Genomic DNA, 26162 nt, shown 5'->3' with positions numbered 1-26162 from the left:
CGATGAGCGATGCGCAAAAAATGCTAAAAACCGCCTTATGTCATTCGTATTGCGTCGAGCGCAGTGATAGGCGTAAAAAATATTGGCTTCACAGCGGGGATTTGCGTTTATTTACCAATGCGGCTGTATCTGGAAACCATCTTAATTCACCTTTAGAATTTTCAAGATCGTTAAACAATCTCGACTCGCACGATCCCCGCTCCTTCGTTTGGGATCTAATCGAACGAAACGAATGTGAGCCGGATAACGAAAAACCGGCTTTTGAACATGCATTCACGAGTAATAGGAATACCTCAACGAATACCGGTAACAATAACCGCATCTTCGATGTCGACTCCTCTTTTATTCGATCGGTCGACAAGACGGCGAGCAGTCTGACCGAACACTCATATCAAATAATCCATGATCGCTTACAAAATGAAATTAACAAGACGCAGCGCGCTAATCGGCCGCTGGCAGTGTTATTAATTGATGTCGATGATTTCAATCATATCAAGGGTTCCTTTGGGCCAATAGTAAGTGAAAGACTATTGATTGAAATCGAAAAGCGCATAAACCGCTGCGTTCGGGAATACGATCCGGTAGTTCGTTACGGCGAGCATGAGATTGCGATCATTATCAGTGGCTTCAATGATTGCCTATGTATCGATAGAGTCGCTCAAGCCATCATTGATGCATTAGCCAATCCTTTTAAGTTCGGAAGTGAAATCGTTTATACCTCCGCCAGGATTGGAATCTCTATCTATCCAAATAACTCGACGGAAATATCGGAGCTCTTGAACGGTGCGAAGCAGGCTTTGTATTTCTCAAAACACCAGGGCGGGAACCGTTTCTGTTATTTTTCCCGTTCTCTGCAAGATGCCTTGCAAACCAGGATGCTGCTGAGTAATGATCTGAGCAAGGCTCTGCCCGATCAACAGTTTAAATTGTACTATCAACCTATCGTTGAATTGGTTACGGGCTCTATCCACAAAGCGGAAGCCCTGATTCGTTGGCAACACCCGGTACGCGGACTCCTTAACCCTTCCGAATTCATGGACATAGCGGAAGAAATCGGGATGATTGACGATATTAGTGATTGGGTATTCCGAACGGCGGCAAATCAAGTATTGCGATGGCACACCGCCTTCCATGAAAAATTCCAAGTAAGCCTCAATGTTTCTCCTCTACAGTTAAAAAACAAGAGCACCGCGAATTCAGGGTGGATCGATTATTTGCGGGAGATAAAGTTGCCTGCCGAGAGCATCGTGCTCGAAATCGTAGAAAAAGAATTCTTGAAAAACGACAAAATCATTTTCGATCGATTACTTGAATTCAGAAACGCAAATATCCGGTTATCTCTTGACGATTTCGGAACCGGTTTTTTATCTCTACCTTATCTTAAAAGATTTGATATCAATTACATCAAGATCGATCAATCTTTCGTGTGCAATTTAACTCAAAAAACTCAAGATAACGCCATTTGCGAAGCCATTATTTCCATGGCCCATAGGCTTGGCATGAAAGTCATTGCCGAAGGAGTGGAAACAATCGATCAATGCGACATATTGACCGCTGCCGGCTGCGATTATGGACAAGGTTCTTTGTTTTCCGCCCCCGTTCCGGCTTCAAATTTCGGCTCCGTCATAGGCATCTAATGCAGCGAAGACCGCCGCCGAACGGAAAAAGTTTAATAAACAACGGAAATATACAGCTGCTCTAACGAGCTACTGTCGGGACTCTTAACCCGTGCCTGACACTTAAATTTAAAATACTAGGCGGATCAAGATTCAAGTTGCGGTAGATTTTCGCCAACTCGGTTTCCGGGCGTTGGTTTTGCGGATGTGCAGGGTGCCGCCGTCAGCGCGCCGAAAGGAGGCGGTGACGCGTCTGTGGGCGAAAATGATGCCTCGGACAAGCTCCTAGCTAAACCGCGAATTGACGGCACCGATGCGTCGCGTTACGCTGATGTTTAACGTTTTAGCCATTTCCGAACCATCGAACAAAATCGTGATAGCAGGATATATAGAATGACAATGATACGCTTGAAGTGCGTTTTTGCATTGATTCTGATCGGAATCGCTAGCATCGGGCCGATTCCGATAGCCTCAACGCTTGGCGCGTTCGTCGCGCTATTCCGCCCTCGCTGGTTTAAAACCCTCGTCGATAATATCTATCGGAATTCGCGGCAAAACCCCACCTCGCCGGATAGCTCTGGCGCATCCGTCGGCAATCCGAGGCGCAAAAACCATGCGTCAGCCGCCGCCCGGCTTCAACTCTTATTGGCGATGATAGTATTCATGCTGCTCGATATCGGCCCCATACCGACCGTCAGTCTAATCGCGCTATTCATCGTCATCTTCCGCCCGCAATGGTTCCTGACGCTGATGAAAAGGGTTTATGGCGAGCAATAAAACCAAACAGCCCGCTCATTTTGAAGAACCCGGCAAAACTCAACACTCATAAAATCGCAATGGCCTCTGTCGTCGGCTCCGGAATTCCTGGGCAATCCGGATCCGGAACATGCTCGATAAAAATACGCATTTCGTTCATCGAAACATTTCCGAAGATTGTGGCTATTGAAACATCGGCGGCATCGCGTCCCGTGCCGATACGCACGATACCGTTCTGCGGCGCCTGGCGAGTAGCATCGAATAAATACCAACGATTACCCAAATAGGCTTCGAAACAGGCGTGAAAATCGGGCGTCGTCAACCCATAGGCATAACTGGAGACAAACCGCGCCGGAATATTCAAGGCCCTGCAAAACGCGATTCCCAAATGCGCGAAATCCCGGCAGACCCCGATTCGCTCGGTAGCGGTATCGAATGCGGAAGTATGCGAGCTACTGGTTCCGTATTGATAATAAACCTTATCAAAAATCCAATTACATATGGCCGTAACTCTGGAGTAACCCATCTGCTCTCCACCAAACTCCGAAAGCGCAAGGTTAACTAACCGGTCCGATTGACAGAAGCGACTGGGATAAAGGTAAGGCAAGGTCTCTTTCGGCAAATCCGCCGGCTGAATTTCCATGATCTTATTCGGATCCCCGTAAAAATGCGACATTTCGACTTCCGCACGATACGAAACATGCAGATTCGTTCCCGCCGACACATTGACTCTGAAATATCGATTTTCTAAAACGGGCGCCGCAAACTCATCAACAGGAATAGCAGGATTCAGTTGCAGATGCTCGTTAATGATCTTTTGGCAGTCGATCTGCGCGATTCGAAAATTAAAAATAAACGTACTAAAGGAATCAACCTGATATTCGAGATCGCAACCTAATTTATATTTCATTGCCTATCCTCCCAAAACCACAACAAATAAACCATCACCCACTAAACCCAATACCTTTAAGCACCTTCACAGAATAATTAATGCTGGCTCAGGATCGAATGCGCCTCAAAAGCCTGCCGAACGACAAGTTTCCCTTAACTTAAGGGTGCCCCCTAAACCCACCAACACTCTTTCCTCTTTCCTCTTTCCTCTTTCCTCTTTCCTCTTTCCCCTTTCCCCTTTCACCTTTAACCTTTAACATAAATCTCCTGCAACAATTTAATCTCATCCCTAAGACGCGCCGCTTCTTCAAACTCCAGATTCCGAGCATGCTTATACATTTGCTCTTCCATTTGCTTGAGCTTTTTGCTTTTTTGTTTGGGCGTCATCGCTTTATAGTCCGCATCGGGCTCGGTCACGGCTACGGCCTTCGCAACCGGTTGAAAGCCGGCGCCCGGAATCGCGATTTCCAAAATATCCTTAACCGACTTGAATACCGTTGCCGGCGTAATATTATTCATTTCGTTGAAACGGCTCTGTTTTTCGCGGCGTCTCACGGTTTCATCGATTGCCTGTTGCATCGAGCGCGTGATCTTATCGCCGTACAAAATCGCCTTACCGTGTGCATTACGCGCCGCACGGCCTATCGTTTGCACCAACGACACGGTCGAACGCAAGAAACCTTCCTTGTCGGCGTCCAAAATCGCAATCAACGAAACCTCGGGAATGTCCAAACCTTCCCGCAGTAAATTGATACCGACCAACACATCGAATTTGCCGAGCCGCAAATCGCGAATGATCTCGACGCGCTCGACGGTATCGATGTCCGAATGCAAGTAACGCACGCGCACGTCATGGTCGGCCAAATATTCGGTCAAGTCTTCGGACATGCGCTTGGTCAACGTTGTGACCAAGACGCGCTCGTTGACCTTAACCCGCTTAGTGATTTCCGACAACAAATCATCGACCTGAGTCGTTGCGGGACGGACTTCGATTTCCGGATCGAGCAAGCCGGTCGGCCTGACAACCTGCTCCACAAAGACCCCGGAATGCGCTTTTTCATAAGGTCCTGGCGTTGCCGAAACATAAATTCGCTGCCTGGATTTTGCTTCGAACTCTTCGAAGGTCAACGGGCGGTTATCAAGCGCCGAAGGCAATCTGAACCCGTATTCGACCAAGGTTTCTTTACGCGAGCGATCTCCTTTATACATCGCGCCTATCTGCGGAATCGTCACATGACTTTCATCGATAATGACCAAGGCATTATCCGGCAAATAATCGAACATCGTCGGCGGCGGCTCACCCGGGCCGCGACCGGACAGATAACGTGAATAATTTTCGATACCGGAACAATAGCCGACCTCCAAAATCATTTCGAGATCGAACAAGGTCCGTTGCTCCAAGCGCTGCGCTTCTACCAATTTATTCAGCGAATACAAATGCTCGAGACGCGCTTTCAATTCGATTTTAATCGCGTCAACTGCTGCCAACAATTGATCCCTTGGCGTGACGTAATGATTCTTCGGGTAGACCGTGTAACGCGCAATACGCTGCTTAATTTCGCCGGTCAACGGGTCAAACAGCGACAGTCGCTCGATTTCATCATCGAACAACTCGATACGAAGCGCCTCCTGCTCGGATTCCGCCGGAAATATATCTATGACTTCGCCGCGAACGCGGTAAGTCGCGCGGCGCAATTCGGTTTCGTTGCGCGTATATTGCATTTCAGCCAAACGGCGGACGATCGCGCGTTGATCGATCAAATCGCCGCGCACCAAATGCAAGACCATTTGAAAATACGATTCCGGTTCACCCAAGCCGTAAATCGCCGACACGGTCGCGACGACGATCGTATCCTCGCGTTCGATCAGCGCCTTGGTCGCCGATAAACGCATTTGTTCGATATGCTCATTCAGCGAAGCATCTTTATCGATGAAGGTATCCGAAGCCGGCACATAGGCTTCCGGTTGATAGTAGTCGTAATACGACACGAAATACTCGACGCTATTTTCCGGAAAAAACTCCTTCATCTCGCCGTACAATTGCGCGGCCAATGTCTTATTCGGCGCCAGAATCATCGCCGGACGCTGCACTTGGTTAATAACATTGGCAATCGTAAAAGTCTTGCCCGAGCCGGTCACGCCGAGCAAGGTTTGATGCACTTCGCCGTCGTGCAATCCTTCGACCAATTGGTTAATTGCCACCGGTTGGTCGCCTGCCGGTTGAAATCGGCCTTGAATATTAAATGCCTTTTTCACACACTCACTCTCTAATGGAATTTCAACAGCTATTATACATAGAGTATAATCATGTCTACTTTTACATTGATTTGACAGGTACTTATGAGCATAAAACTTTCCGGCAGAGTTCAATCCGTTAAACCATCACCGACACTGGCGATCACAGCAAGAGCCGCCGCCATGCGCGCCGCCGGCAAGGACATTATCGGCCTCGGCGCGGGCGAACCGGACTTCGACACACCGGATCATATCAAGGCCGCCGCGATCGAGGCGATGAACAAAGGCTTTACGAAATACACTCCGGTCGGCGGCACGCCAAGCCTGAAACAAGCAATCATTGACAAATTCAAAAAAGACAACGGCCTCGATTACCAAGCCAAGCAAATTCTAGTTTCGTGCGGGGGCAAGCAGAGCTCTTACAACCTGACGCAAGCACTGTTGAACGAAGGCGACGAGGTGATCATTCCTGCGCCGTACTGGGTCTCTTATCCCGACATGGTGCTGCTGGCCGGCGGCGTACCGGTCGTCATCGAAACGACACAGACGCGGCACTTTAAAATATCGCCGGAACAACTGCGCGCGGCGATTACCGACAAGACCCGGCTGATTTTCCTCAACAGCCCGTCGAATCCGACCGGCGTCGCCTATTCACTCGACGAGCTAAAAGCGCTCGGCGACGTATTGAAAAATTATCCCGAAATTGTCATCGCAACCGACGATATGTATGAACATATCCTTTGGCAAAAAGGCAGCTTCGTCAATATTCTAAACGCTTGCCCGGAACTTTACGACCGCACCCTCGTGATGAACGGCGTATCTAAAGCCTATTCGATGACCGGATGGCGCATCGGCTATGCGGCAGGGCCTGCCGACCTAATCGAAGCGATGGGCACCATTCAATCGCAAAGCACCTCGAATCCGACTTCGATTTCGCAATATGCCGCAGAAGCCGCGCTAACCGGCGATCAAGGCTTCATCGATATGATGATGACCGAATTCAAGAAACGCCATGATTTCGTCGTCTCGGAACTGAACAAACTCGACGGCATCGATTGCCTTGAAACCGACGGCACGTTCTACGTATTCCCGAACGTCGAACAAGCAATCGCCAAAATGGACAACATCAAAGATGACCTGGATTTTTCAGAATACCTGATCGAAAATGCCGGTGTCGCGCTGGTGCCTGGCTCTGCCTTCGGCTGCCCAGGCCACGTCAGAATCTCGATTGCGACCAGCATGAAAAACTTGGAGAACGCGCTGGAGAGAATTAAAAAGGCGGTTTGAAAAGCGGACCGGACCGGTCATTACTCTAGGAATCGAACGAATTATACTCATCGTAGATGAAAATTCGGCCTCGGGGTGCCCGTCAAAGGACGCCGTGAATACGTCCCTGTAGGCTCTATGCCAGCTCCATGCTGGCAAAGCCTTTACCGAGCACCCCGAGGCCTCCTCCGGCACTGCCGAAATTTGAAGTGCGAAAGGTATAAGAAAAAATGCTGTCGGACGCTTCGCCAAACTAGATCATATTCAAATTTGGCGAATGCTCCGACACTTAACCCAGCTTTAACAAGTATAGTGCCTACCGCCTATGCTATTGAAATATAATAATTAAAAATCATGCCAAATTTAACTTTGTAGCGCCATAAAATTAATTATTGCATATTATTCAATAACCTATTGACGCGCAATGTTAAGGCTGGGTTAAGCCCTTCATATAAATTCAGGAGTTGAGCGTGCTAAATGTCAGCAAAGAAAACGAATCGCGGCTAACGGCTCTTGCTGCGGCTGCCAACCAATCGCTCGATGAATTCATCGAAACCTTATTGGAAAATTATCAAGACGAATTGGAAATTAAAGAAGCCGAACAAGCCTTACAAGAGCCGGGAGGCATTTCATTATCAGAGCTTAAGACCAAATATGGCTTATGAAATCATTATCAAACCAACAGCAGAAAAATTCTTTGCAAAACTTCCAAAAGACCGACAAATCAAAATTTTTGCTTCAATTGAACAATTAACAATTGAACCAAGACCAATCGGCGTAAAAAAACTCAAATCAAAACTTGATTTATATCGAATTAGAGTTGGAGATTATCGAATTCTCTATACAATCAACGATAACATCCTGACGATTACCATTGTAAAAATTGGTCATCGCAAAGACGTTTACAACAAGAGATAAATATTAAGCACCGCTTCCCTCTAAAATACTGACTTAGAATCCGATGTTCAAACTTTATTTTCTGACAAAGCCAATCAACAACGCCCCATCCTTATCGAGTAGTTTTAGTCGATCGCCATCGATTTCATAACGGACGACCCGAGCCATGACATTCAAAAAATTCGCTTCGAGCTCCATGACGCCATCCTCTGCGCAAAACATTCGAGTCGTCTGCGCGGAATCGATTCTGAGTTCTTCATCTTGCTTTGTATAAGCCGCCGAATACCGATTACAACCCGCTTTGCCTTGAACAGTGCCATCGGCAAAATACGCATTCGCTAAAGCGGTATTTTTATCCGACACGATACCACCCTTGCCATTGTTGATGCCGGATACCTGCCATTGGTTTTTTTCCAAAGTCGGCTGGGTTTTTGTTTTGAACACCAATAATGAATTTCCTTCTTGGTCCGAAAGCGTCAGTAATCGAGCTTCTTCATCGTAGCGATAGCCGCCAACTTTAGCGAGCGAATCGAAATAACGGCGCTCTTGTTCGTTGATAATCTCCGAACAAGCCATCATCGTTGAGCCGACTGGGCTGACCATTAATTTAGATTCTTCCGATATCTCAAATTTCCCAAAATAACGATTACATCCGCCACTTCCGGATAATTGACCTTTCGTAAACAAGGCATCGATAATCGTACCATCTTTGACACTTGTCGTTTCGCCATTCGGCCCGATAAAGTGTTCTAATTGCCAGGCAATATTGTCCCACTTGAATTGTTGCTCGTCGTCGTTTTCCTCTCGGCTAGCATCAGTCGCGCACCCTATCAGCACACTGCATAACGCAAAAGTAATCCATCGTCTCATCATACTTTTCTCTCAAGTTTACTAGGATTTATTGAAGGCTTTACCCACCGGAACCGGTATTTTGCATGTATACCCGCTAGAAGGGCAATTAAAATATCATATATAGCTATCGTACTAAAAATTTCGGCATGTGCGTATAGAGACTGCGGGGTATTCGTTTCTATTGGGATGACTGTCGCCCCGCCCCATCCATTCACATCTAGAGATTCATTATGAGTAAAATTCTTTTCGTGATCAGTTTTACCGTATTACTCACGGCCTGCGCACAACAAGATAAGCGCGATTCCTTAGATCCCTTGCATTTTGACGGCACACCGGTTACAACCAGTATCATCGAAGGTACCGGCTGGCGAAGCAAGATAGTCGTTTATCGCTGCCATCCCGACACCGAACTGCAGGTCGCTTATTTAAACTTACAATCCGGGGAATCGTTCGCCGCCCTTTATTACCAGGGCTTGCTAAGTTTAATGCAGATTCGGAAAGCAGCTTCCGGCGCGCTGTATATTGCATTGGACGAGCAAAAAAGCCTACGTTGGCATACGAAAGGCGATTCCGGCATTCTGATATTTCTTGCCGCCGACCATACCGCGACAGAACAAGTTTTGCTAAGCGATTGCAAGGCTGTATAGCCGGAAGAAGAACGGTTTTTTGAGGTTTAACAAGTGTTAAGAAATCAAAAGGTCAGAGTTGTCGATCTTTACCTCTTCAGCTTTAACTAATAGAGCTAATGCATTACTTAGCCTAATTGGCGAAGGTATTCAGGCTTCAACAACTCTGCCCACTTGATTAACGCCGAATGGCCTCTCTTCTGCTCGCACGGGGTCAAGTTTTAAATTTACATCAAGTCTCGTTTATGCAGGCACGTATTTGCAAAATTCAAGACCTGCCCCATAGCTCCCTTTTTGCCGTCCGAGTGAGTTTGCCTTGTTAGCTGTCTTTGTAGACTTGGGAACGACGCCCAATTTTGACCACAACGACGACAATTTCGGCATCCTTGACCTCATAAATTATCCGATAAACGCCTTGCCGAGTGCGGTAACGCTCCTGACCGGACAATTTGATACAGCCTTCGCTCCTTGGGTTTACCGCCAAGGCATCTATTCGCTCCAGTATTTTCTTGACATCCTTTTTTGGAATAGCGCGAAGATCTTTGGTAATTGACTTCTTGAACTGAATTTCATAATTTGCCATGTAACTTTAAATCTTCCAGCAATTCCTCATAGCTCAGTGTTGGCTCTGCCGCCCGTTCTTCAAACGCACTCAGATCTTCTTGATCTTCGCGTAGAGCCATACGAACCGCCTCATTGACGAATTCGGAGACAGATTGATGCGTGTTTGCAGCCATAACCCGAAGGGCATGGTGAATCTCTGGTTCGAAGTAAACCGTGGATCTTTTTGATAACTCACTCATAAAAGGCACCTCTTTTTTTCCGATTATAGCACTTTAGCGCTATAGCGCCATAACGCTTCACACCTAACGTCGCTCATCACTCGCTAATTAACCCAGAGCGAAGCAGTGCGCATGGGTAGAGTAGAGAACAGGATTTCACTTTCCGTAGACATGGCCTATCTGTTTCCGCCCCTTTCGTCTGGCGGTGCCTCATTAGCTTTATCATAGTTAGTTTCTCCTGTCCTCCCTCATCAAACCGTGCATGCGCTATTAACGCACACGGCTTTCCGATGTTCTTCACACCACGGCATGCGCTGTTTTCCAGCCCGCCTTTGTCGGAACCTTGTATAACCCGTATCTCGCATATAACTGCTGGCTTGGGAAACGACCGAGGCCGATCCCACGGTCTTTGACCTTGTGCCGCTTCATGAGGTGCTTTCGCAGACGTTCTTCAGCATGCGTCTTCACCTTTTCCAGTACGCCATTGGAATTGCGATAGTGAAAGTAACCCGACCAGCCGCGAAGGCTGGCGTTCATGCTTCCTATAATATCTTCCAACGGTATCGGCGTACGCTCCCGTGCGGTCAATTGCGTTATACGGTCTTTGATTTTCGCAAGCGATTTCGGTGCCGGGCAGACATGCGGATAACTTTTGCCCGACTTCAATCCCTTGCTCACCCTGATTGAAAAACCCAAGAAGTTAAAACTTTCCTCTCTGGCATCAACTATGCGGGTTTTGGTATCATTCAACTCAAGATCAAGACGATCCAGCACATGCCGTACCGCGGCCAATGGTGCATCAACTGCACCTGCACACAGCACGACAAAATCATCCGCATAACGGACGATGCGCGCCTTTAACTTCCATCGTAGCTGATGTTTCTCCCATATCCGGTCAAGTAAATGCAGGTAGCAGTTCGATAGCAACGGTGAAATGACTCCACCTTGCGGCGTGCCCTTGCTGTTTGCTTTGCCGCCGCCCATATGCTTCTTGGTGCCGTCCTTATCCTCTTCGATGACCGGTGCTTTGAGCCATAGCTTGATGACGTGCAATATCGCACCATCAACAATGCGCTCGGCAATAACGGCCAGCAGTTTGGCGTGAGGGATGCTATCGAAGTATTTCGACAGATCGGCATCAATCACTTGGGTATAGCCCTGATGTAGCGCTTCCGCTATTTCATCAACCGCGTCGTGGGCCGATTTCTTTGGCCGAAATCCGTAGGAGTTCGGGCAGAAATCCGCTTCAAATATCGGTTCAATGACGAGTTTTACCGCCATCTGGGCTACCCGGTCGCGGATCGTCGGAATGCCCAGCGGGCGCTGACTGCCGTCCGCTTTGGGAATCATGACGCGCCGTACCGGACTTGGGTGATAAGTCTTGTCTTTCAGGTCTTGAGCTAATTCCGACAAAAACTGGTCTATCCCTATCTTCTGCTCTATGTCCTCGAAGTTCACTCCGTCAACGCCGGGACTTCCTTTGTTAGCACGGACAAGGCGGTAAGCAAACATGAGGATGTCTGCCCGCCACACCTTGTCATAGAGCGCATAGAAGCGATAGGCCGGTTCTTGCTTGGCCTTGGTATAGAGCTTCCTCTGTAGTGTCCTGATTTCATCAGGGGTTATTAGCAACATGGCAATCCCCTTTTCCTCCACTCTTCGGTTACATGAACAAAGCAGGGTCCCTTCCCTCGGTCTGGGTTATGTTGTCCCTAGACTTCCATCGGTACTATGAACCCCTCCGACTCCCGTTACGGCCTATTGCGCCTTCGTTTCCTTATACGCAATAGTCGATGGCCTCCCCACCGCCGCAACGGGTCTCCAGCACTGGGCAATGAATCTTCAAGAACATGCCGACCCTGCTACCCCGGAAGTCGACGGATACCACTTCCGTTATTTCAGTATCCATCCAACGGCCTTCCCCTTCTGACCACAGGGTCGGCTCCTCCAATTCGTTTACGAGGCTACGTGTAGGTTCACTTGCGTTACGGCCTGCTCTCTTGCTGTTTGGAAACTTACGACACCGTGTTACCACGATGCCGCTTCCTCATACTACCAAGGCGTACGGACAATTCCTTGGACGGGACTTTAACCCGCTAGATTTACTGCTGTTACTGCGAACGGTCAAGTCTTTTAATTTGGTATCAAGTCTCGTTTATGCAAGCACATATTTGCAAAATTCATCAAGGTAGAACAGCCAGTTACCCGACTGCCCCCTCACAAATCCCGGCGTGCGGAATTACCGCACCGGGCTTTTCAAAATTGCTCGCTTTGCACTGACGCGATGTTTCCTTGATTCCTAGAGAGCATGGCATATGCGCGGTTTGGCGAGTCCAAAATACGTGATCAGTTCCTTAAATCCTATCCAGTTGTAGCTCTTGCGTTGACTACGCCGATTGAGCGCCCTAAATAGGAGTTGAGTCACGTAATACACAAACCGATTAAGACTTTCCGCATTGCCCGTGACACCATAGTAGTTGTAATAGCCGATGAGCTTTCTATTTAATTTTGCAAATAGAATTTTCTTCGGTAATCCACTCTGATTCCGAAGCCATAGTTTGACTTTCGCGAGTGATGCATTCAGTTTCGCCCGCGATGTGCGCCGCTTTAGGACGGGTTTGCCCCAGTAGTTCACACCCCAGAAAAACTCGAACCCCAGAAACTCGAATTTCGTCTTGCTCTTGGCTTTAACGTGACTAAACACCATTTTCCGGGTCTTGTCTTCCGCTATCTCCAAACCAAAACGCGCGAGTCTTTGGATCAGCGCTCGATAAAAGCGCTCCGCATCTTTCGCATCTTGAAACGCACAAACAAAGTCGTCCGCATAGCGGCATAGATAAATCCGCCCTCTGCAATGACTTCTTACCGTTTCTTCAAACCATTTGTCCAGCACGTTAGCAGATAGATGTTCGCCAATATCGGGGAGATGATCCCACCCTGCGGCGTCCCCGTCGCGGGATGTATCACTTGCCCATCGGTTTCCAATATCCCCGCTTTCAGCCATTTTTTGATCAGCTTCAATAACGGTCGGTCATCTATCCGCTGCCGTAGCATGTCCAGCAGTGCCTCATGTTGGATGGCGTTAAAGAAGGCTTTGATATCCACTTCCACTACCGTATGATATGCCCTGCTGTTGAGTTCTCCCGTTAATGCCTGGATGGCTTGGTGTGCACTCTTGCCCCGCCGGTAGCCATAACTGCACGGCAGAAAGTCCGCCTCGTATATGGCTTCCAGCAGCCTTGCTACGGCCCGCTGTAATAGCTTGTCCGCTATGGCTGGTATGCCCAGCGGGCGTTGTTTTCCATCTGCCTTCGGTATGTATCTGCTTAGGATTAACTTGGCCCGATAGGTTCCCTGCTTAACTTGTTCCGCTAACGCTTGGATATTGCCGAGTAAATTCTCCTCGTACGCCATCGCATCGATTTTATCGACACCCGCACTGGCTTTCCGGTTGAGACTCTCCCAACACCAGAACAAAAATCCAGCCGTCAACAGGCCAAACAGATTTCTAAATCGGTACGTTTTATCTTGTCGCGCTTTATTCGCTATCCCCTGCAGGGAGGTTTGCTTCATTTCTCCAGTCCTTCATGCCCGGTTAAAGTTTCCTTTGCAGGCTACGCAATTTTGTCAGCCCCTTTCCCATGTACGTGGCAATGATTCGCCACATCCCTGTGGCTCACCCTGCGGGCGCTATTTGCGTCCAATTCTGCTCCGGGCAGAATTGTCCCACGCTCGGAGTACTATGAGCGGATCTGACTCCCAATACGCCTTCAGCCATCCTTCTTTCGGTTGGGTAGGCTTACCTAGCCATCAGACCAGGAGCTTATTGGGCCTCACAAGTTCTCAATCATTTCTCTCTATGCATGTCACGCTTTCGAACACCGGCAAATCCTCCAGAATCTCACTGCATATTCTGGCCCAACCTGAACACCGATTCTGATTCAATCTGAACAGTCATTCTGATCGAAGTTGAACACTGATTCTGATTCAAGCTGAACACTTTTTGGATAATTTCCAGAATGGGTGTTCAAGATGCCGGAATCGGTGTTCAGATTGCCAGAATCCTTCCTAACGCATTGTTTTTTAATTCTGAGTATCCTGTTTCGATTTTGGAATCGGGATATGGCAGCCAAACGAATTGCAATGCGAAAAATCAGAGAAGTTTTACGACTGCGTTTCAACGCCGGATTGAGTATTCGGCAAATCAGTGCCAGCACCAAGATCAGTGCCGGCAGTATTCAAAACATCCTTAAATTGGCCGAGCAACAGGGACTCTCCTGGCCTTTGCCGGATGACCTGGACGATCAGGCCTTGGCGTTGACGTTGTATCCGAGTTCCGATGCCCGGCCTTCGGCAAAATTTCAGCAACCGGTGTGGCCCGAGATTCATCAGGAGCTGAAACGGAAAGGCGTCACCAAGCAGTTGCTGTGGGAGGAATATACCCAGCAATATCCGAACCGCTGTTACAGCTACTCGCAGTTCTGCGCCCGCTATGCCGACTGGCTGAAGCGGCAGAAGCGCTCCATGCGGCAAAGTCATCGGGCCGGCGAGAAGCTGTTCATCGACTATGCCGGGCCGACCGTGCCGATCGTCTGCGCGTCCAGCGGCGAGATTCGCCAGGCCAGCATCTTCGTCGCGGTGCTGGGCGCTTCCAATTACACGTTCGCCGAAGCGACCTGGAGCCAGGGGCTGCCGGATTGGTTGGGCAGTCATGTCCGCGCCTTCGAGTTTTTCGGCGGCTGTCCGGCGCTACTGGTGCCGGATAATCTGAAAAGCGGGGTCAATAAAGCCTGCCGCTATGAACCGGAGCTCAATCCGGCTTATCAGCAACTGGCGGCTCATTACGACGTGGCGGTGTTGCCGGCACGGCCTTACAAACCGAAAGACAAGGCCAAAGCCGAAGTCGGCGTGCAATTGGTCGAACGCTGGATTCTGGCCAAACTGCGCCATCAGACGTTTTTCTCGCTAGCCGAACTGAATCACTGTATTCGGGCCCTGTTGACCGAGCTGAACGAGAAGCCGTTCAAGCAGTGGCCGGGCAACCGCCGGGAGTGGTTCGAACGGCTGGATCGGCCGGCCTTGTCGCCGCTGCCAAAACACGCCTACCAGTATGTCGCGATCAAAACGGCCAAAGTCGCTATCGATTACCACGTCCAGTACGATCAGCATCTGTATTCGGTGCCGCATCATTGCGTCGGAGAGCACGTCGAAATCCAGGCCGGCGAACGCCTGATCGAAGTCTATTTTCAGCATCAACGCATCGCCAGCCACGTCCGCAAGCACCACCCCGGCACCACAACTGAACCGGCGCATATGCCGGAGAAACACGCCAAGCACCAACAATGGACGCCGGGACGGCTGATGAACTGGGCTCAGTCATTGGGCCCCGAGGTGCTGTTGTGGGTGAAGACGCAGCTGGGCCGCAAGCAGCATCCGGAACAGGCTTATCGCGTCTGCCTGGGCTTATTGAATCTGCAGCGCAGCTTTCCGGCCGAACGCTTGAACCGAGCCTGTGCGATCGCCAATCGAGAAGGTCTGTATCGACTGAAAAACATCAAAGCCATTCTACTCAGTAACCGGGATCGGTTAGCCGACACCTCTCCGCTACAAACGGCCTTATTGCCCCAGGACCATGAAAATATCCGCGGGCCGGACAGTTTTCACTAAAGCCGGTCTCGGCTGATCCAAGCTAACCTTCAATCCATCACAACTCAACCAACCCTTACCCTAACCAAGAGGAGATCAACCATGATAGAAAACACTCTCAGTCAGCTGCGGCAATTGAAATTGACCGGCATGGCCTACGCCCTGCAAACCCAACGCGAGCAACCCGGCACCTATGACGGTCTGTCGTTTGCCGAACGCCTACAACTGTTGGTCGACCAGGAAACCCAGGAACGCCAGCAACGCAAGCAGGAACGCCTGGTCCGCGCCGCCCAATTCAAACTGAAAGCCCATGTCCAAGGCATCGATTACCACCATCCCCGAGGCCTTCAGCAAAGCCAAATGGCCGCCTTGCTGCAGTGCGACTGGATCGAGAAAGCACAGAATCTGTTGCTCACCGGTCCCTGCGGTTGCGGTAAGACTTACATTGCCTGTGCGCTGGGCCATCAGGCTTGTCTCAAAGGCTATAGCGTCCGCTATTATCGACTCTCTCGCCTGATCCTGACGCTGACCCAAGCCAAGGCCGACGGCAGTTACAGCAAACTGCTCAAAACCCTGGCCAACTTCGATTTATTGATCATCGACGACTGGGGGCTGGAGCCGCTCAAAGCCGCTACCCGCAACGATCTGATGGAAATCATGGATGACCGCCATGACCAATCGGCCACCGCCATCCTCAGTCAATTGCCGACCGACCAATGGTATCAATCGATCGGCGACAATACCCTGGCTGACGCCATATTAGACCGCTTGATGCACAACTCGCATCGGCTCAATTTGAAAGGCGAATCGATGCGAAAAAAATTGAATTCATTGACTCAAGTTGAACACTTGGGATAAAAATTCACTTCCACCGATGCGTTAGATTTTGCACTGTTCAAATTGACCAGAATCGGTGTTCAAATAAATCAGAATACGCACTCACCTTAGCGATTCCTTTGTGTAGGCTTCCGTCAGTCTTAAAACGTCGCCATTTGCTTTCTCGGTCTAACGATGCTAAATCAGCCTCAGGAAGGTGCAGCTCCCCTGTGACCTACATAGTTCTCTGTGTACGCTTCGCCTGACCTTTGTTCACGTTTGCCACAGTCGTAACCGTTGACAACGCTCCGCCGGAGACGCAACACTCGATACTGGTGGCTGGTTAGGCCTTACAAACTCAGTCCTTTGAATTTTCCAGACAGGGACTTTCACCCTGCAAGAAATGACAAGCTTCGCTTGTCGCACAAGACCTGATAATCATCTAGCCTGTCTCCCCGATCGGAACCCTCAGTGGTCTAATAAGGGTGATGATCGAAACAACCGAGGAGACAGACATGAAACTATACGGTGGAATGGATTTGCATTCAACGAATGTGGTGACGCAGCTGATCGACGAACATGACCGAGTCGTGTATCGGAACAAACAAGATTGCGATTTGGTCGATATCTTGCAAGGCTTGGAACCCTTTCAAGACAGCATCGAAGGCTTGGCGGTGGAATCGACGTACAATTGGTATTGGCTGATCGACGGCCTGATGGAGGCGGGATACCGGGTGCATTTGGTCAACACGGCAGCGGTACAGCAGTATGAGGGCCTGAAATACACCGACGACGACACGGATGCGTTTTGGTTGGCGCATTTGCTGCGGCTGGGCGTCTTGCCGACTGGCACGATTTGCCCGAAGGAAAGCCGGGCCGTGCGGGACTTATTGCGCAAACGCAGCCAATTAGTCCGGCAGCGTACCGCGCATATAGTCAGCATTGAAAACCTGTATGCGCGCAATACCGGCACTCGGATGAACAGCAATGCCGTCAAACGCCTGACGCAGGAACAGGTTCAACAGCACTTCGCCGATCCGAACCTGGCGTTGGCGGTCGAAAGTAATCGGGTGATCCTGATGGCGTTATCGGAACAAATCGAGGTGTTGGAAAGTGCCATCCTGGCACAAGCCAAACTGGATCCGCGCTACCGCTATTTGCTCAGTATCAGCGGCATCGGTCAAGTATTGGCCTTGACGATCATGCTGGAAACCGGCGCGATCGAGCGTTTTCGGCAGGTCGGCAACTTCGCCTCGTATTGCCGCTGTGTGGGCAGTGAAAAACTCAGCAACGGCAAAAAGAAAGGCCGGGGCAATACCAAAAACGGCAATAAATACTTGGCCTGGGCCTTTATCGAGGCGGCCAACTTCGCGATACGCTACAACGATCGAGCGAAACGCTTTTATCAACGCAAGGCCGCCAAGTGCAACCGTGTCGTCGCACTCAAAGCGGTCGCGCATAAACTGGCCAGGGCGAGTTACTTCGTAATGCGGGACCACGTCCCCTTTGACGACACGAAATGTTTTGTATGACCGAATAAGCGAATAGGTTGAGTAGCTGAACCGTACAAGGGGTTGGCTCATAACCACCAGACCTGATTGGCAGGCTGCTCAACCGACCCAATAATCGTTATCTCCCAAAGGGGGTGCTGATACGCCCAAGCCTTGAGCCACTCGGGGACTGGACCGTGACCACGGAAAACCACAAAACCTGTTGTGCTGTGCACAATTGGATAAGGCTTGGCACCGATCATTTTTCTGGGGCTCAACGTTGAGCCAGGGACGAACCGCTGAGCTCGCGTCAGCGGCATCGTCTTGATCCTGATGGGTGACTGACGCGCATCAGTTCGATGAGCGAATCACACAAGCGAGAAATCGGGCGCGTAGACAGCGAACTGAACGGAGTAACGATCATGAAACACAGGCAAAGCGGCATGAGAAAAGACTGTCGGAACAACGAGTAAACCGGTAACCGGTGGATTTGTGGACGCGTCCTGCGGACCGGTCCGAGCAGAGCCGTGTGGATAAGTCATGGACAGCGTCCCTGCTGCCCACAACTTACCCACACTCTCGGACCTCGCGACCACGAAACCCACCGGTTCAATAACAGGTTGAAGAGATTGGTCTTAAAAGACAGTGAATTCGAAAAAAACCAAAATTTGCTTGAGGGATTGGTTTGGCTTATTGACTACGACAGGCTAATGGGTGACCCCAGCTCTTTCTCTCTCAGAAAAGGCTATGAATATAGACCTGACCCTGTTGCTCCGTTTTGAGCGGCGGCAGAGTAAAACGGAGGCCGAACAAGCCTTAACGCAATGGCTGGAGCGAATCAAAGCATTAGGCCTAGACTGTTTTGCGCCTTTTATCACCACGTTGGATAACTGACGAGATAAGATCACCAACTATTTTATTGGACGCGAAACCAGCGGCTTTGTCGAAGGGCTGAACAATAAAATCACAGTGATCAAGCGCCGCTGCTATGGCATTTATAACCTGGGTCGATTATTCCAGCATATTTGGCTAGATGTCCAGGGACGCCAAATCTTGTTTGCGAAATAATTAATATTACAGTGACTTATGCATCTGACTATAATCAGAAATGGAGTCGAGTGGATTACTGTGTATTGAAGTTTTTTAACACTATATATGTAATATAATTGTTAGTAGCATTTTTTATTTTCATTATAGCTCCCTTATAGGCAATAGTATCACCTTCCGACAAGTCCATAGTAAAATTTGTTGTAAATGCATTTCTTGCTAGATTGTCTTGAAATTCACGATATGTGAAGTTCAAGATTCCTCCATTTTTTCCATTATATTCAATAATCTGCTGAAAGGAGTTTGGAGCAGCGCAAAAACCATTTGGATTCTCTGATATTGAAATTTCAGAAGAGCTATAACATGGTTTACCTGAACCAGGAGGGCAAATAGTCTTATCTCTTTTGTTGTAATAAACAAAATCAGCAACGCCATGAATTTGACCATTCGGACTTGTAAGCTCGACAGCGTTGGCAGTAGGAGTAATAAAAACATTTGAGCTAGAAGTTACCTGGCAATATGTTCCAGCTTTAATTCTGGAATAAGCCCCCCTTGCAGAACCTAATTCGATGCTATAGCCACTAATACCATGAGCCTGACTAATTAATCGATCTCCAAGAGATACTGTAGTTTGCTTATTTAGCTCTGGTATAGATATTGCCCTGTAGCTTACTAACGGCTTCTCATAAACTGACGCACACCCTAAAATAATAATAAAAATCAATAGGATCAATTGATTTCTGATCTTAACCATAACATTAATATTCTACAAATTTAAAAGTAAGATTAATTTATTTCCAAGTTTCTTTGGCAATTTTTCGTAGGAACTACTATGCAGATCTAGGCTTGCCGACCCGTCCTTACGTTATCTACATGGATGTAGGTAAGGGGTGTTCAGGAGCGGAAGCTTTTCAACCATATCCAAAGCAAACTAAAACGTTCGGAGCGGGTTAAATAACCCGCCTACTCTTCCTCTTCTTCGAGCAATTTCAATTTTAGCCAATGAATTCGGCGGCTGTCCGCTCGAACCACTTCGAACCTGAGCTTGCCTTCGATCACTTTTTCGCCTTTTTGCGGTAGGTGTCCGAGCTTGGTCACGATAAAGCCGCCGACCGTATCGTATTCTTCGCTGGATAGATCACATAAGAAATATTCGTCGAAATCTTCCATCGGCGTCAACGCCTTGACCATATATTCGTTTTCGTTGCGCTGCACGATATAACCCTCATCGGGCTCCTGGTCATGCTCGTCCTCGATATCGCCGACGATTTCTTCGAGTATATCCTCTATCGTCACCAAGCCTGCCGCGGTACCGTACTCGTCGACGACGATGGCTAGGTGATTGCGATTGGTTCGAAACTCCTTCAACAACACATTCAAGCGCTTGCTTTCCGGCACGATGCTGACCGGACGCATCAATTCCTCGACTTTGATGTCATGATCGGTCTCGGTTAGAGCATAAGGCAGCAAATCTTTTGCTAACAAAACGCCGACCACTTTACTGCGGTCCTCTTCGATCACCGGAAAACGCGAATGACCATGTTCGAGCACCAACGGAAAAATGGTTTTCAAGTCGGCATCCCTCGGCACGACGACCATTTGCACTTTCGGAATCATGATATCCCGTGCCCGCATTTCCGAAACCTGAAGCACGCCTTCAATCATTGCCAGCGCATCAGGGCCTAGTAAATGTTTTTCCCGAGCTTCCCGTAAAATCTCAAGAAGATCTTCCTGATCTTGCGGTTCGCCGCTCAAAAGTTGTCCTAGTCTGCCGATCCAACTTTTTTGCGGCGTCTGACTCGGATAGGGTTCGTCGTTCATACCTCGTTTGCCTCGTTATACGGATTATCGATGTTCAATTGTGCCAATATTTCGATTTCTTTCGCTTCCATTAATTCGGCTTCGTTATCTTCGACGTGATCGTAGCCCAGCAAATGCAGGACTCCATGCACGATGATATGCGCCCAATGATGATCCAAGGTCTTATGTTGTTCCAGTGCCTCCTCGGCCAAGACCGGCGCGCATACGACTAAATCGCCAAGGAGCTTGGATTCGATATAATCCGGAGCGTCGAAAGGAAAACTCAAAATATTAGTTGGGCCCGACTTAGCTCTATAGTGTTCGTTGAGTTGACTAATTTCGGGTTTATCAACGATACGGATCACCAACTCGGTATCGTCGGGATAATCTTTTAGCGCGGCGTTGACCCAGGTTTGCAATTGACCACTATCCGGCACATCGTCCGAGGTGGTCTCTTGTTGAATTTCAATGCTGTTCATCAAGGGTTCGGGTGTTTTTTCTCATAAGCCTCATAGGCTAGGACAATTCGCTGTACCAACGGATGCCTAACGACGTCTTTGGCGCCGAAAAACGTAAAACTGATGCCGTCGACATTTTCCAATACTTTCAGCACATGGCGCAATCCCGACATTTTTTCGGACGGCAAATCGATTTGCGTGATATCACCGGTAATGACGGCGGTCGAACCGAAGCCAACCCGCGTCAAAAACATTTTGATTTGTTCGACGGTCGTATTTTGCGCTTCATCGAGAATAATGAAGGAGTCGTTCAAGGTTCTGCCGCGCATGAAAGCTAACGGCGCAACCTCAATGACATCGCGGTCTATCAATTTTTCGACGCGCTCGAAGCCGAGCATTTCATACAAAGCGTCGTATAGAGGACGTAAGTAAGGATCGACTTTTTGTGCCATGTCGCCGGGTAAAAAGCCGAGCTTCTCGCCGGCTTCCACGGCTGGACGCACCAATATGATTCGGCGTACCTTTTCGTTTTGCAAGGCTTCTACCGCGCAAGCGACCGCAAGATAGGTCTTCCCGGTTCCCGCGGGACCGACACCGAAATTGATATCGTGAGTCGTGATTTTTTTTAAATAATTTTGTTGATTGGCGCCTCTGCCTTTGATCACGCCGCGCTTGGTTTTGACCGTCACTTGATGTTGAGCCGCCGTTTCGGCCTTGACCGCTTCAAGGGCTTCGTCGATACTGGCATCCTGCATCGATAGATGCACTTGCTCGGGAGTCAATAATTCCTGTTCGGTGCCGGCAAATAGCTTATGCATCACCGCGCAGGCTGCTTTGACCGCCTGTTCTTCACCGCTGACTTTGAAATGATTGCCTCGATTGGCGATTTCCACCAGCATACGCTGTTCGATCTGACGCAGATGGCAATCGAATTGGCCGCAAAAATTGGAGAGTCTGCTGTTATCGGCCGGCAACAGCGTAATTTCTTGAGATGACATCAATTGCTTAAGCCACCGCAGTTATTTTTGCGGTCGAAGATTCGACCATACGCCCGCGTAGAGAATTAGGCAAGGCCTCGGCTATGTACACGTCGACGAATTGCCCCGCTAATCGGGGATGGCCAATGAAATTGACGACGCGATTATTTTCGGTTCGACCCTGCATTTGTAACGGATTCTTTTTTGACGGACCTTCAACCAAGACCGTTTGCACGGTATCGACCATGCTTGCCGAAATTTGGGCCGCCATTTCATTGATGCGGTTTTGCAAACGTTGCAAACGCTGCTTTTTGACTTCGAGAGGCACATCGTCCGGCAAATCGGCAGCGGGCGTACCGGGCCTTTGACTGTATATAAAACTGTAGGAAAGATCGAAGCCGATCGTCTCGATCAAATCCATCGTATCGTCGAAGTCCCGATCGGTTTCGCCCGGAAAACCAATGATGAAATCGGAAGATAGAGAAATATTCGGGCGAACCTCGCGCAATTTGCGAATAATCTCGAAATAGTCGTCGCGCACATGACCTCGCTTCATTTTTTTCAAAATCGCATCGCTGCCGCTCTGAACCGGTAGATGCAGATGATCGACCAATTGCGGAATTTCGGCATAGGCCTCAATCAGGCTGTCGCTGAATTCGACCGGATTCGACGTCGTAAAACGAATCCGGTCGATGCCGTCGATCGCCGCCACATGGTGGAGTAAAAGCGCGAAATCGGCGATATCGCCGTCCGCCATTAACCCCCGATAAGCATTGACGTTCTGCCCAAGCAGATTGACTTCGCGAACGCCCTGCTTCGCCAAGACCGTGATCTCGGCAATCACATCGTCGAGCGGACGGCTGATTTCCTCGCCCCGTGTATAAGGAACGACGCAAAACGTGCAATATTTGCTGCAGCCTTCCATCACCGATACGAAAGCTTTAGGCCCTTCGGCACGCGGTTCCGGCAAGGCGTCGAATTTTTCGATTTCGGGAAAGCTGATGTCGATGACACGCTTATGTTTGTTGCGAGCTTCGTCAAGCAATTGCGGCAATCGGTGCAAGGTTTGCGGACCAAAGACAATATCGACGAACGGTGCGCGCTTTTGTATCGCCTCGCCTTCTTGACTCGCCACGCAACCGCCAACGCCGATGATGACATCGGGTTTCAGCTCCTTAAACGGTCGCCATACGCCCAAAGCCGAAAAGACTTTTTCTTGAGCTTTTTCGCGCACCGAGCAAGTGTTGAGTAATAAAACATCGGCCTCATCGGGTTTGTCGGTCAACTCCAGACCGTGAGATGCTTTCAGTACATCCCGCATTTTGTCGGAATCGTACTCGTTCATCTGACAACCGTTGGTCTGAATATATAATTTTTGCGTCATTGTATGTACATCTAAAAAAACACCCCATCATTACAACGGAGAAAAGTGGCGGCTATTTAATCACCAAATCGAAAACAAAAAAAGCCCTCAATCGACTGACGAGAGCTTGCAAAGGTCGCGTATTACCCTTCGCCTATTCCCTATAGGCATGCAAAATCCGGTTTATTCATAGCGAACGGCGGCTCGATTCCAAAACTTAATCTGTATTATGGAGATTATTTTTTATTCTTCAAGCCCAAACACAAGCGGTGAATAGTGAAAAGATGTGAATTTCCCACCATTTGTCAAGCACAAACTTCCCCTTTCCCCTTTCCCCTTTCCCCTTTCCCCTTTCCCCTTTCCCCTTTCCCCTTTCCCCTTTCCCCTTTCCCCTTTCCCCTTTCCCCTTTCCCCTTTCACCTTTCACCTTTCACCTTTCACCTTTCACCTTCAATATCACTCCGAATTTCGGATGATCGAAATAATGCTCTTCATCAAACTTAATTCGCCTTGATTCGGACAATCTAAAAAATCGCTCGGGATCGGGCTGATACTCAAGATCTAAGGTCACGGTCAAAAAATCGCCTCGTTCGAGCTGAAAAAAACCGTCCAACACATTAGCGGCATCCTGAATTCGAACCGCATCGCCGGCACTGTCTACATCGATGGCTTGAACCCATGCATAGTGGGCGATCGGCTGATACGTTGAATAACGCGAAAGCGTAGCGTAGACATGGGATAACGATTTTTGTTCCGTGGCGGCCTGAGCCAATGCCGAAACTTCGACGACCCGACTCGGCCATTGTATCCCGCTGCGGGTTTGATCGAACAATTCGGTCGTCGGCATGTCTTGCCCGAATATAAGCAATTCAATTTGAAAACGATCCTGCGCCGAAACACATGAGACTCGCATGATCAACAACACAAACAAGATCATGCGAAATGCACTTTTATTATTGGTCATTATCATCTCTTCGCAATTTCAAACACCTTTGTAACCGGACGTAATCGGATAACGCCGATCGCGGCCGAAGGCTCGAGGGGTTATTCGGATACCGGGCGGCGATTGCCGACGCTTATATTCGTTGCGATCGACCAGCGTAATCGCCCTAACAACATGCTCCTCGGCAAATCCTGCAGCAATAATTTCGCCCGCCGATTGGTCGAACTCGACATAACGCTCCAGAATCGGGTCCAGAATTTCATAAGGCGGCAATGAATCCTGATCGACCTGATCCGGCGCCAATTCCGCCGATGGCGGCCGCGTTATCACTCGCTCCGGAATGACTTTCGAAATCGAATTACGATAACGCGCCAATGCGTAAACCAAAAGCTTCGGCACATCCTTGATCGGCGCAAATCCGCCGGCCATGTCGCCATAAAGCGTCGCATAGCCGACACTCATCTCGCTTTTATTGCCGGTCGTCAGCAACAATTTACCTTGCTTATTCGACAAAGCCATCAGCAAGACGCCGCGACAACGAGCCTGAATATTTTCCTCGGTCGTATCCTTGGCGCTGCCGGCAAATACCGGAGCCAACATCTCGCTGAATGCCGTAACCGCCGGTTCGATTGGAATCATGTGATAGTTCACACCCAACGCCTTGGCTTCCGATTCGGCATCTTCGTTGCTCATCGTTTGCGTATAGCGCGAAGGCATCAACACCGCTTCAACCTTATCGGCACCGAGCGCATCGACTGCCAATGCCAGTACCAGCGCAGAATCGATACCCCCGGATAAACCCAATAAGGCGCCGTTAAAGCCGTTTTTGCTGACATAATCGCGAATCCCCAAGACCAAAGCCTGATATTCGCTCGACACCGGTCGATAAATCGGAGCGCATATCGATTTAATCGGTTGCTTGCCGGCAAACTCGACGACACTGAGCTGCTCCCGGAATTCCTCGGCGCGAAACGCGACTGCGCCGTCGCTATCGACTACAAATGACGCGCCATCGAAAACCAATTCGTCTTGTCCGCCGATTAAATTGACATAAACCAAAGGAACTCCGGCAGCTTTGACTTGATCGCAAACGACCTGCTCGCGCTGATGAATCTTACCCGCATGGAAGGGCGACGCGTTTAGGGTCAACACGATATCCGCACCGGCCTGGCGGTTTTTGGCGATCAAGCCCGACTGCCAAACATCCTCGCAAACCGTCAATGCCAGAGTCAAACCTTTCAGGTTGAATAACACGTTTTCAGAGCCGGCCGTGAAATAACGCTGTTCGTCGAATACACCGTAATTCGGCAAAACATTCTTATGATAGCGCGCAATAATTTCTCCCGACCTGCACACTACCGCCGAGTTAAACAACTTGCCGCCGGACTGTTCGGGGTAGCCGAAAACCACATCGATGCCTTGCGTCTGTTCGACTATGGCTGCCACGGCTTGCTGCGCCCGGGCAATAAAATCCGGCCTCAGTAACAAATCTTCCGGCGGGTAACCGGTTACCGAGAGTTCCGGAAAAATGACAATATCGGCTTTTAGCCGGTCGCGGCTATCTAGTGCCTGCGCGATGATCTTTTCGGTATTGGCTTTGATATCGCCAACCCGAAAATTGCTTTGTGCAATGGCTATCCTGAGAGTCGTAGCGCTCATAAAATATAATTTTCCTCTCTTAAATTCCTGTATCGCGGCTAG

25 protein-coding genes and 1 pseudogene are annotated in these 26162 nt (G+C 49.2%); 11 read left to right on the top strand and 15 right to left on the bottom strand.

All coding sequences use genetic code 11. The features are described from left to right. Positions 1 to 2 precede the first annotated feature (2 nt). Positions 3 to 1637, top strand: a complete 1635-nt coding sequence (locus WJM45_RS04815; protein ID WP_341327850.1) for a bifunctional diguanylate cyclase/phosphodiesterase — start codon at positions 3 to 5, stop codon at positions 1635 to 1637. Positions 1638 to 2009: 372 nt separating this feature from the next. Beyond that, a complete protein-coding gene (locus tag WJM45_RS04810; RefSeq protein WP_341327849.1) occupies positions 2010 to 2393 on the top strand; it encodes a hypothetical protein in 384 nt (127 codons plus the stop codon). Positions 2394 to 2439: 46 nt separating this feature from the next. Here WJM45_RS04810 and WJM45_RS04805 read toward each other — a convergent pair whose 3' ends face one another. After that, entirely contained in the window at positions 2440 to 3282 is an 843-nt protein-coding gene (locus WJM45_RS04805) for a transglutaminase family protein (protein ID WP_341327848.1), read from the bottom strand. A 227-nt stretch (positions 3283 to 3509) separates the two neighbouring features. Further along, positions 3510 to 5519: an excinuclease ABC subunit UvrB gene (gene uvrB, locus WJM45_RS04800; protein WP_341327847.1), complete on the bottom strand. Its 2010-nt coding sequence runs from the start codon at positions 5517 to 5519 to the stop codon at positions 3510 to 3512. 84 nt (positions 5520 to 5603) lie between these two features. Here uvrB and WJM45_RS04795 point away from each other — a divergent pair, with 84 nt between their 5' ends. The 3 genes from WJM45_RS04795 to WJM45_RS04785 all read left to right on the top strand — a co-directional run bounded on the left by WJM45_RS04795 (position 5604) and on the right by WJM45_RS04785 (position 7682). Then, complete coding sequence (locus tag WJM45_RS04795; protein WP_341327846.1) at positions 5604 to 6785, top strand: pyridoxal phosphate-dependent aminotransferase; 1182 nt, start codon at positions 5604 to 5606, stop codon at positions 6783 to 6785. Positions 6786 to 7234: 449 nt separating this feature from the next. After that, positions 7235 to 7429 carry a hypothetical protein gene (locus tag WJM45_RS04790; protein ID WP_341327845.1) on the top strand — a complete coding sequence of 65 codons (195 nt, stop codon included), beginning with the start codon at positions 7235 to 7237 and terminating at the stop codon, positions 7427 to 7429. Continuing rightward, on the top strand, positions 7419 to 7682 hold the full coding sequence (locus WJM45_RS04785; protein WP_341327844.1) for a type II toxin-antitoxin system RelE/ParE family toxin: 264 nt from the start codon (positions 7419 to 7421) through the stop codon (positions 7680 to 7682). The genes WJM45_RS04790 and WJM45_RS04785 overlap by 11 nt, the downstream gene beginning before the upstream one ends. Before the next feature lie 54 nt (positions 7683 to 7736). On the opposite strand, the gene WJM45_RS04780 is transcribed toward WJM45_RS04785, so the two are convergent. Continuing rightward, on the bottom strand, positions 7737 to 8534 hold the full coding sequence (locus WJM45_RS04780; protein WP_341327843.1) for an META domain-containing protein: 798 nt from the start codon (positions 8532 to 8534) through the stop codon (positions 7737 to 7739). A 209-nt stretch (positions 8535 to 8743) separates the two neighbouring features. On the opposite strand from WJM45_RS04780, the gene WJM45_RS04775 reads away from it, so the two are divergent. Next, positions 8744 to 9160, top strand: a complete 417-nt coding sequence (locus tag WJM45_RS04775) for an MliC family protein (RefSeq protein WP_341327842.1) — start codon at positions 8744 to 8746, stop codon at positions 9158 to 9160. 298 nt (positions 9161 to 9458) lie between these two features. On the opposite strand, the gene WJM45_RS04770 is transcribed toward WJM45_RS04775, so the two are convergent. The 5 genes from WJM45_RS04770 to WJM45_RS04750 all read right to left on the bottom strand — a co-directional run bounded on the left by WJM45_RS04770 (position 9459) and on the right by WJM45_RS04750 (position 13494). Continuing rightward, positions 9459 to 9722 carry a type II toxin-antitoxin system RelE/ParE family toxin gene (locus tag WJM45_RS04770; protein ID WP_014147380.1) on the bottom strand — a complete coding sequence of 88 codons (264 nt, stop codon included), beginning with the start codon at positions 9720 to 9722 and terminating at the stop codon, positions 9459 to 9461. After that, positions 9709 to 9942 (bottom strand): hypothetical protein, encoded by a 234-nt coding sequence (locus tag WJM45_RS04765; protein WP_014147379.1) that lies wholly within the window; start codon positions 9940 to 9942, stop codon positions 9709 to 9711. Before WJM45_RS04765 ends, WJM45_RS04770 begins: the two co-directional genes overlap by 14 nt. A gap of 276 nt (positions 9943 to 10218) precedes the next feature. Beyond that, positions 10219 to 11556, bottom strand: coding sequence for a group II intron reverse transcriptase/maturase (gene ltrA, locus WJM45_RS04760; protein WP_341325821.1), 1338 nt, complete (start codon positions 11554 to 11556; stop codon positions 10219 to 10221). Positions 11557 to 12220: 664 nt separating this feature from the next. Next, the gene (locus WJM45_RS04755; protein ID WP_341327841.1) at positions 12221 to 12814 is read right to left on the bottom strand and encodes a reverse transcriptase domain-containing protein; all 594 of its coding nucleotides are present in this window, start codon (positions 12812 to 12814) and stop codon (positions 12221 to 12223) included. After that, complete coding sequence (locus tag WJM45_RS04750; RefSeq protein ID WP_341327840.1) at positions 12784 to 13494, bottom strand: reverse transcriptase domain-containing protein; 711 nt, start codon at positions 13492 to 13494, stop codon at positions 12784 to 12786. Before WJM45_RS04750 ends, WJM45_RS04755 begins: the two co-directional genes overlap by 31 nt. A 549-nt stretch (positions 13495 to 14043) precedes the next feature. Between WJM45_RS04750 and istA the strand changes: the two genes are divergently transcribed. The 5 genes and pseudogenes from istA to WJM45_RS04725 all read left to right on the top strand — a co-directional run. Beyond that, entirely contained in the window at positions 14044 to 15588 is a 1545-nt protein-coding gene (gene istA / locus WJM45_RS04745) for an IS21 family transposase (RefSeq protein ID WP_341327839.1), read from the top strand. A gap of 81 nt (positions 15589 to 15669) precedes the next feature. Further along, on the top strand, positions 15670 to 16425 hold the full coding sequence (gene istB / locus WJM45_RS04740; protein WP_341327838.1) for an IS21-like element helper ATPase IstB: 756 nt from the start codon (positions 15670 to 15672) through the stop codon (positions 16423 to 16425). Positions 16426 to 16898: 473 nt separating this feature from the next. Beyond that, complete coding sequence (locus WJM45_RS04735; protein WP_341327837.1) at positions 16899 to 17915, top strand: IS110 family transposase; 1017 nt, start codon at positions 16899 to 16901, stop codon at positions 17913 to 17915. A 705-nt stretch (positions 17916 to 18620) separates the two neighbouring features. Further along, complete coding sequence (locus WJM45_RS04730; RefSeq protein WP_341327836.1) at positions 18621 to 18767, top strand: hypothetical protein; 147 nt, start codon at positions 18621 to 18623, stop codon at positions 18765 to 18767. 6 nt (positions 18768 to 18773) lie between these two features. Beyond that, positions 18774 to 18941, top strand: a pseudogene (locus WJM45_RS04725) (transposase); the annotation flags it as partial. 55 nt (positions 18942 to 18996) lie between these two features. On the opposite strand, the gene WJM45_RS04720 reads toward WJM45_RS04725, so the two are convergent. From WJM45_RS04720 to WJM45_RS04690, 7 genes are all read right to left on the bottom strand, one after another. Next, positions 18997 to 19674 carry a hypothetical protein gene (locus tag WJM45_RS04720; protein ID WP_341327835.1) on the bottom strand — a complete coding sequence of 226 codons (678 nt, stop codon included), beginning with the start codon at positions 19672 to 19674 and terminating at the stop codon, positions 18997 to 18999. Between the two features lie 209 nt (positions 19675 to 19883). Continuing rightward, the gene (locus WJM45_RS04715) at positions 19884 to 20741 is read right to left on the bottom strand and encodes a transporter associated domain-containing protein (protein WP_341327834.1); all 858 of its coding nucleotides are present in this window, start codon (positions 20739 to 20741) and stop codon (positions 19884 to 19886) included. Further along, on the bottom strand, positions 20738 to 21199 hold the full coding sequence (gene ybeY / locus WJM45_RS04710) for an rRNA maturation RNase YbeY (protein WP_341327833.1): 462 nt from the start codon (positions 21197 to 21199) through the stop codon (positions 20738 to 20740). The genes WJM45_RS04715 and ybeY overlap by 4 nt, the downstream gene beginning before the upstream one ends. Further along, complete coding sequence (locus tag WJM45_RS04705) at positions 21199 to 22176, bottom strand: PhoH family protein (RefSeq protein WP_341328908.1); 978 nt, start codon at positions 22174 to 22176, stop codon at positions 21199 to 21201. The genes ybeY and WJM45_RS04705 overlap by 1 nt, the downstream gene beginning before the upstream one ends. Positions 22177 to 22183: 7 nt before the next feature. Then, complete coding sequence (gene miaB, locus WJM45_RS04700) at positions 22184 to 23539, bottom strand: tRNA (N6-isopentenyl adenosine(37)-C2)-methylthiotransferase MiaB (RefSeq protein WP_341327832.1); 1356 nt, start codon at positions 23537 to 23539, stop codon at positions 22184 to 22186. 409 nt (positions 23540 to 23948) lie between these two features. Beyond that, complete coding sequence (locus tag WJM45_RS04695) at positions 23949 to 24482, bottom strand: CsiV family protein (protein ID WP_341327831.1); 534 nt, start codon at positions 24480 to 24482, stop codon at positions 23949 to 23951. An 18-nt stretch (positions 24483 to 24500) separates the two neighbouring features. After that, positions 24501 to 26120, bottom strand: coding sequence for an NAD+ synthase (locus WJM45_RS04690; protein ID WP_341327830.1), 1620 nt, complete (start codon positions 26118 to 26120; stop codon positions 24501 to 24503). Positions 26121 to 26162 lie beyond the last annotated feature (42 nt).

Origin of the sequence: Methylotuvimicrobium sp. KM2 (assembly GCF_038051925.1) — a bacterium.
Lineage (GTDB): Bacteria > Pseudomonadota > Gammaproteobacteria > Methylococcales > Methylomonadaceae > Methylotuvimicrobium.
This window is presented reverse-complemented; position numbering and strand designations above follow the sequence as displayed.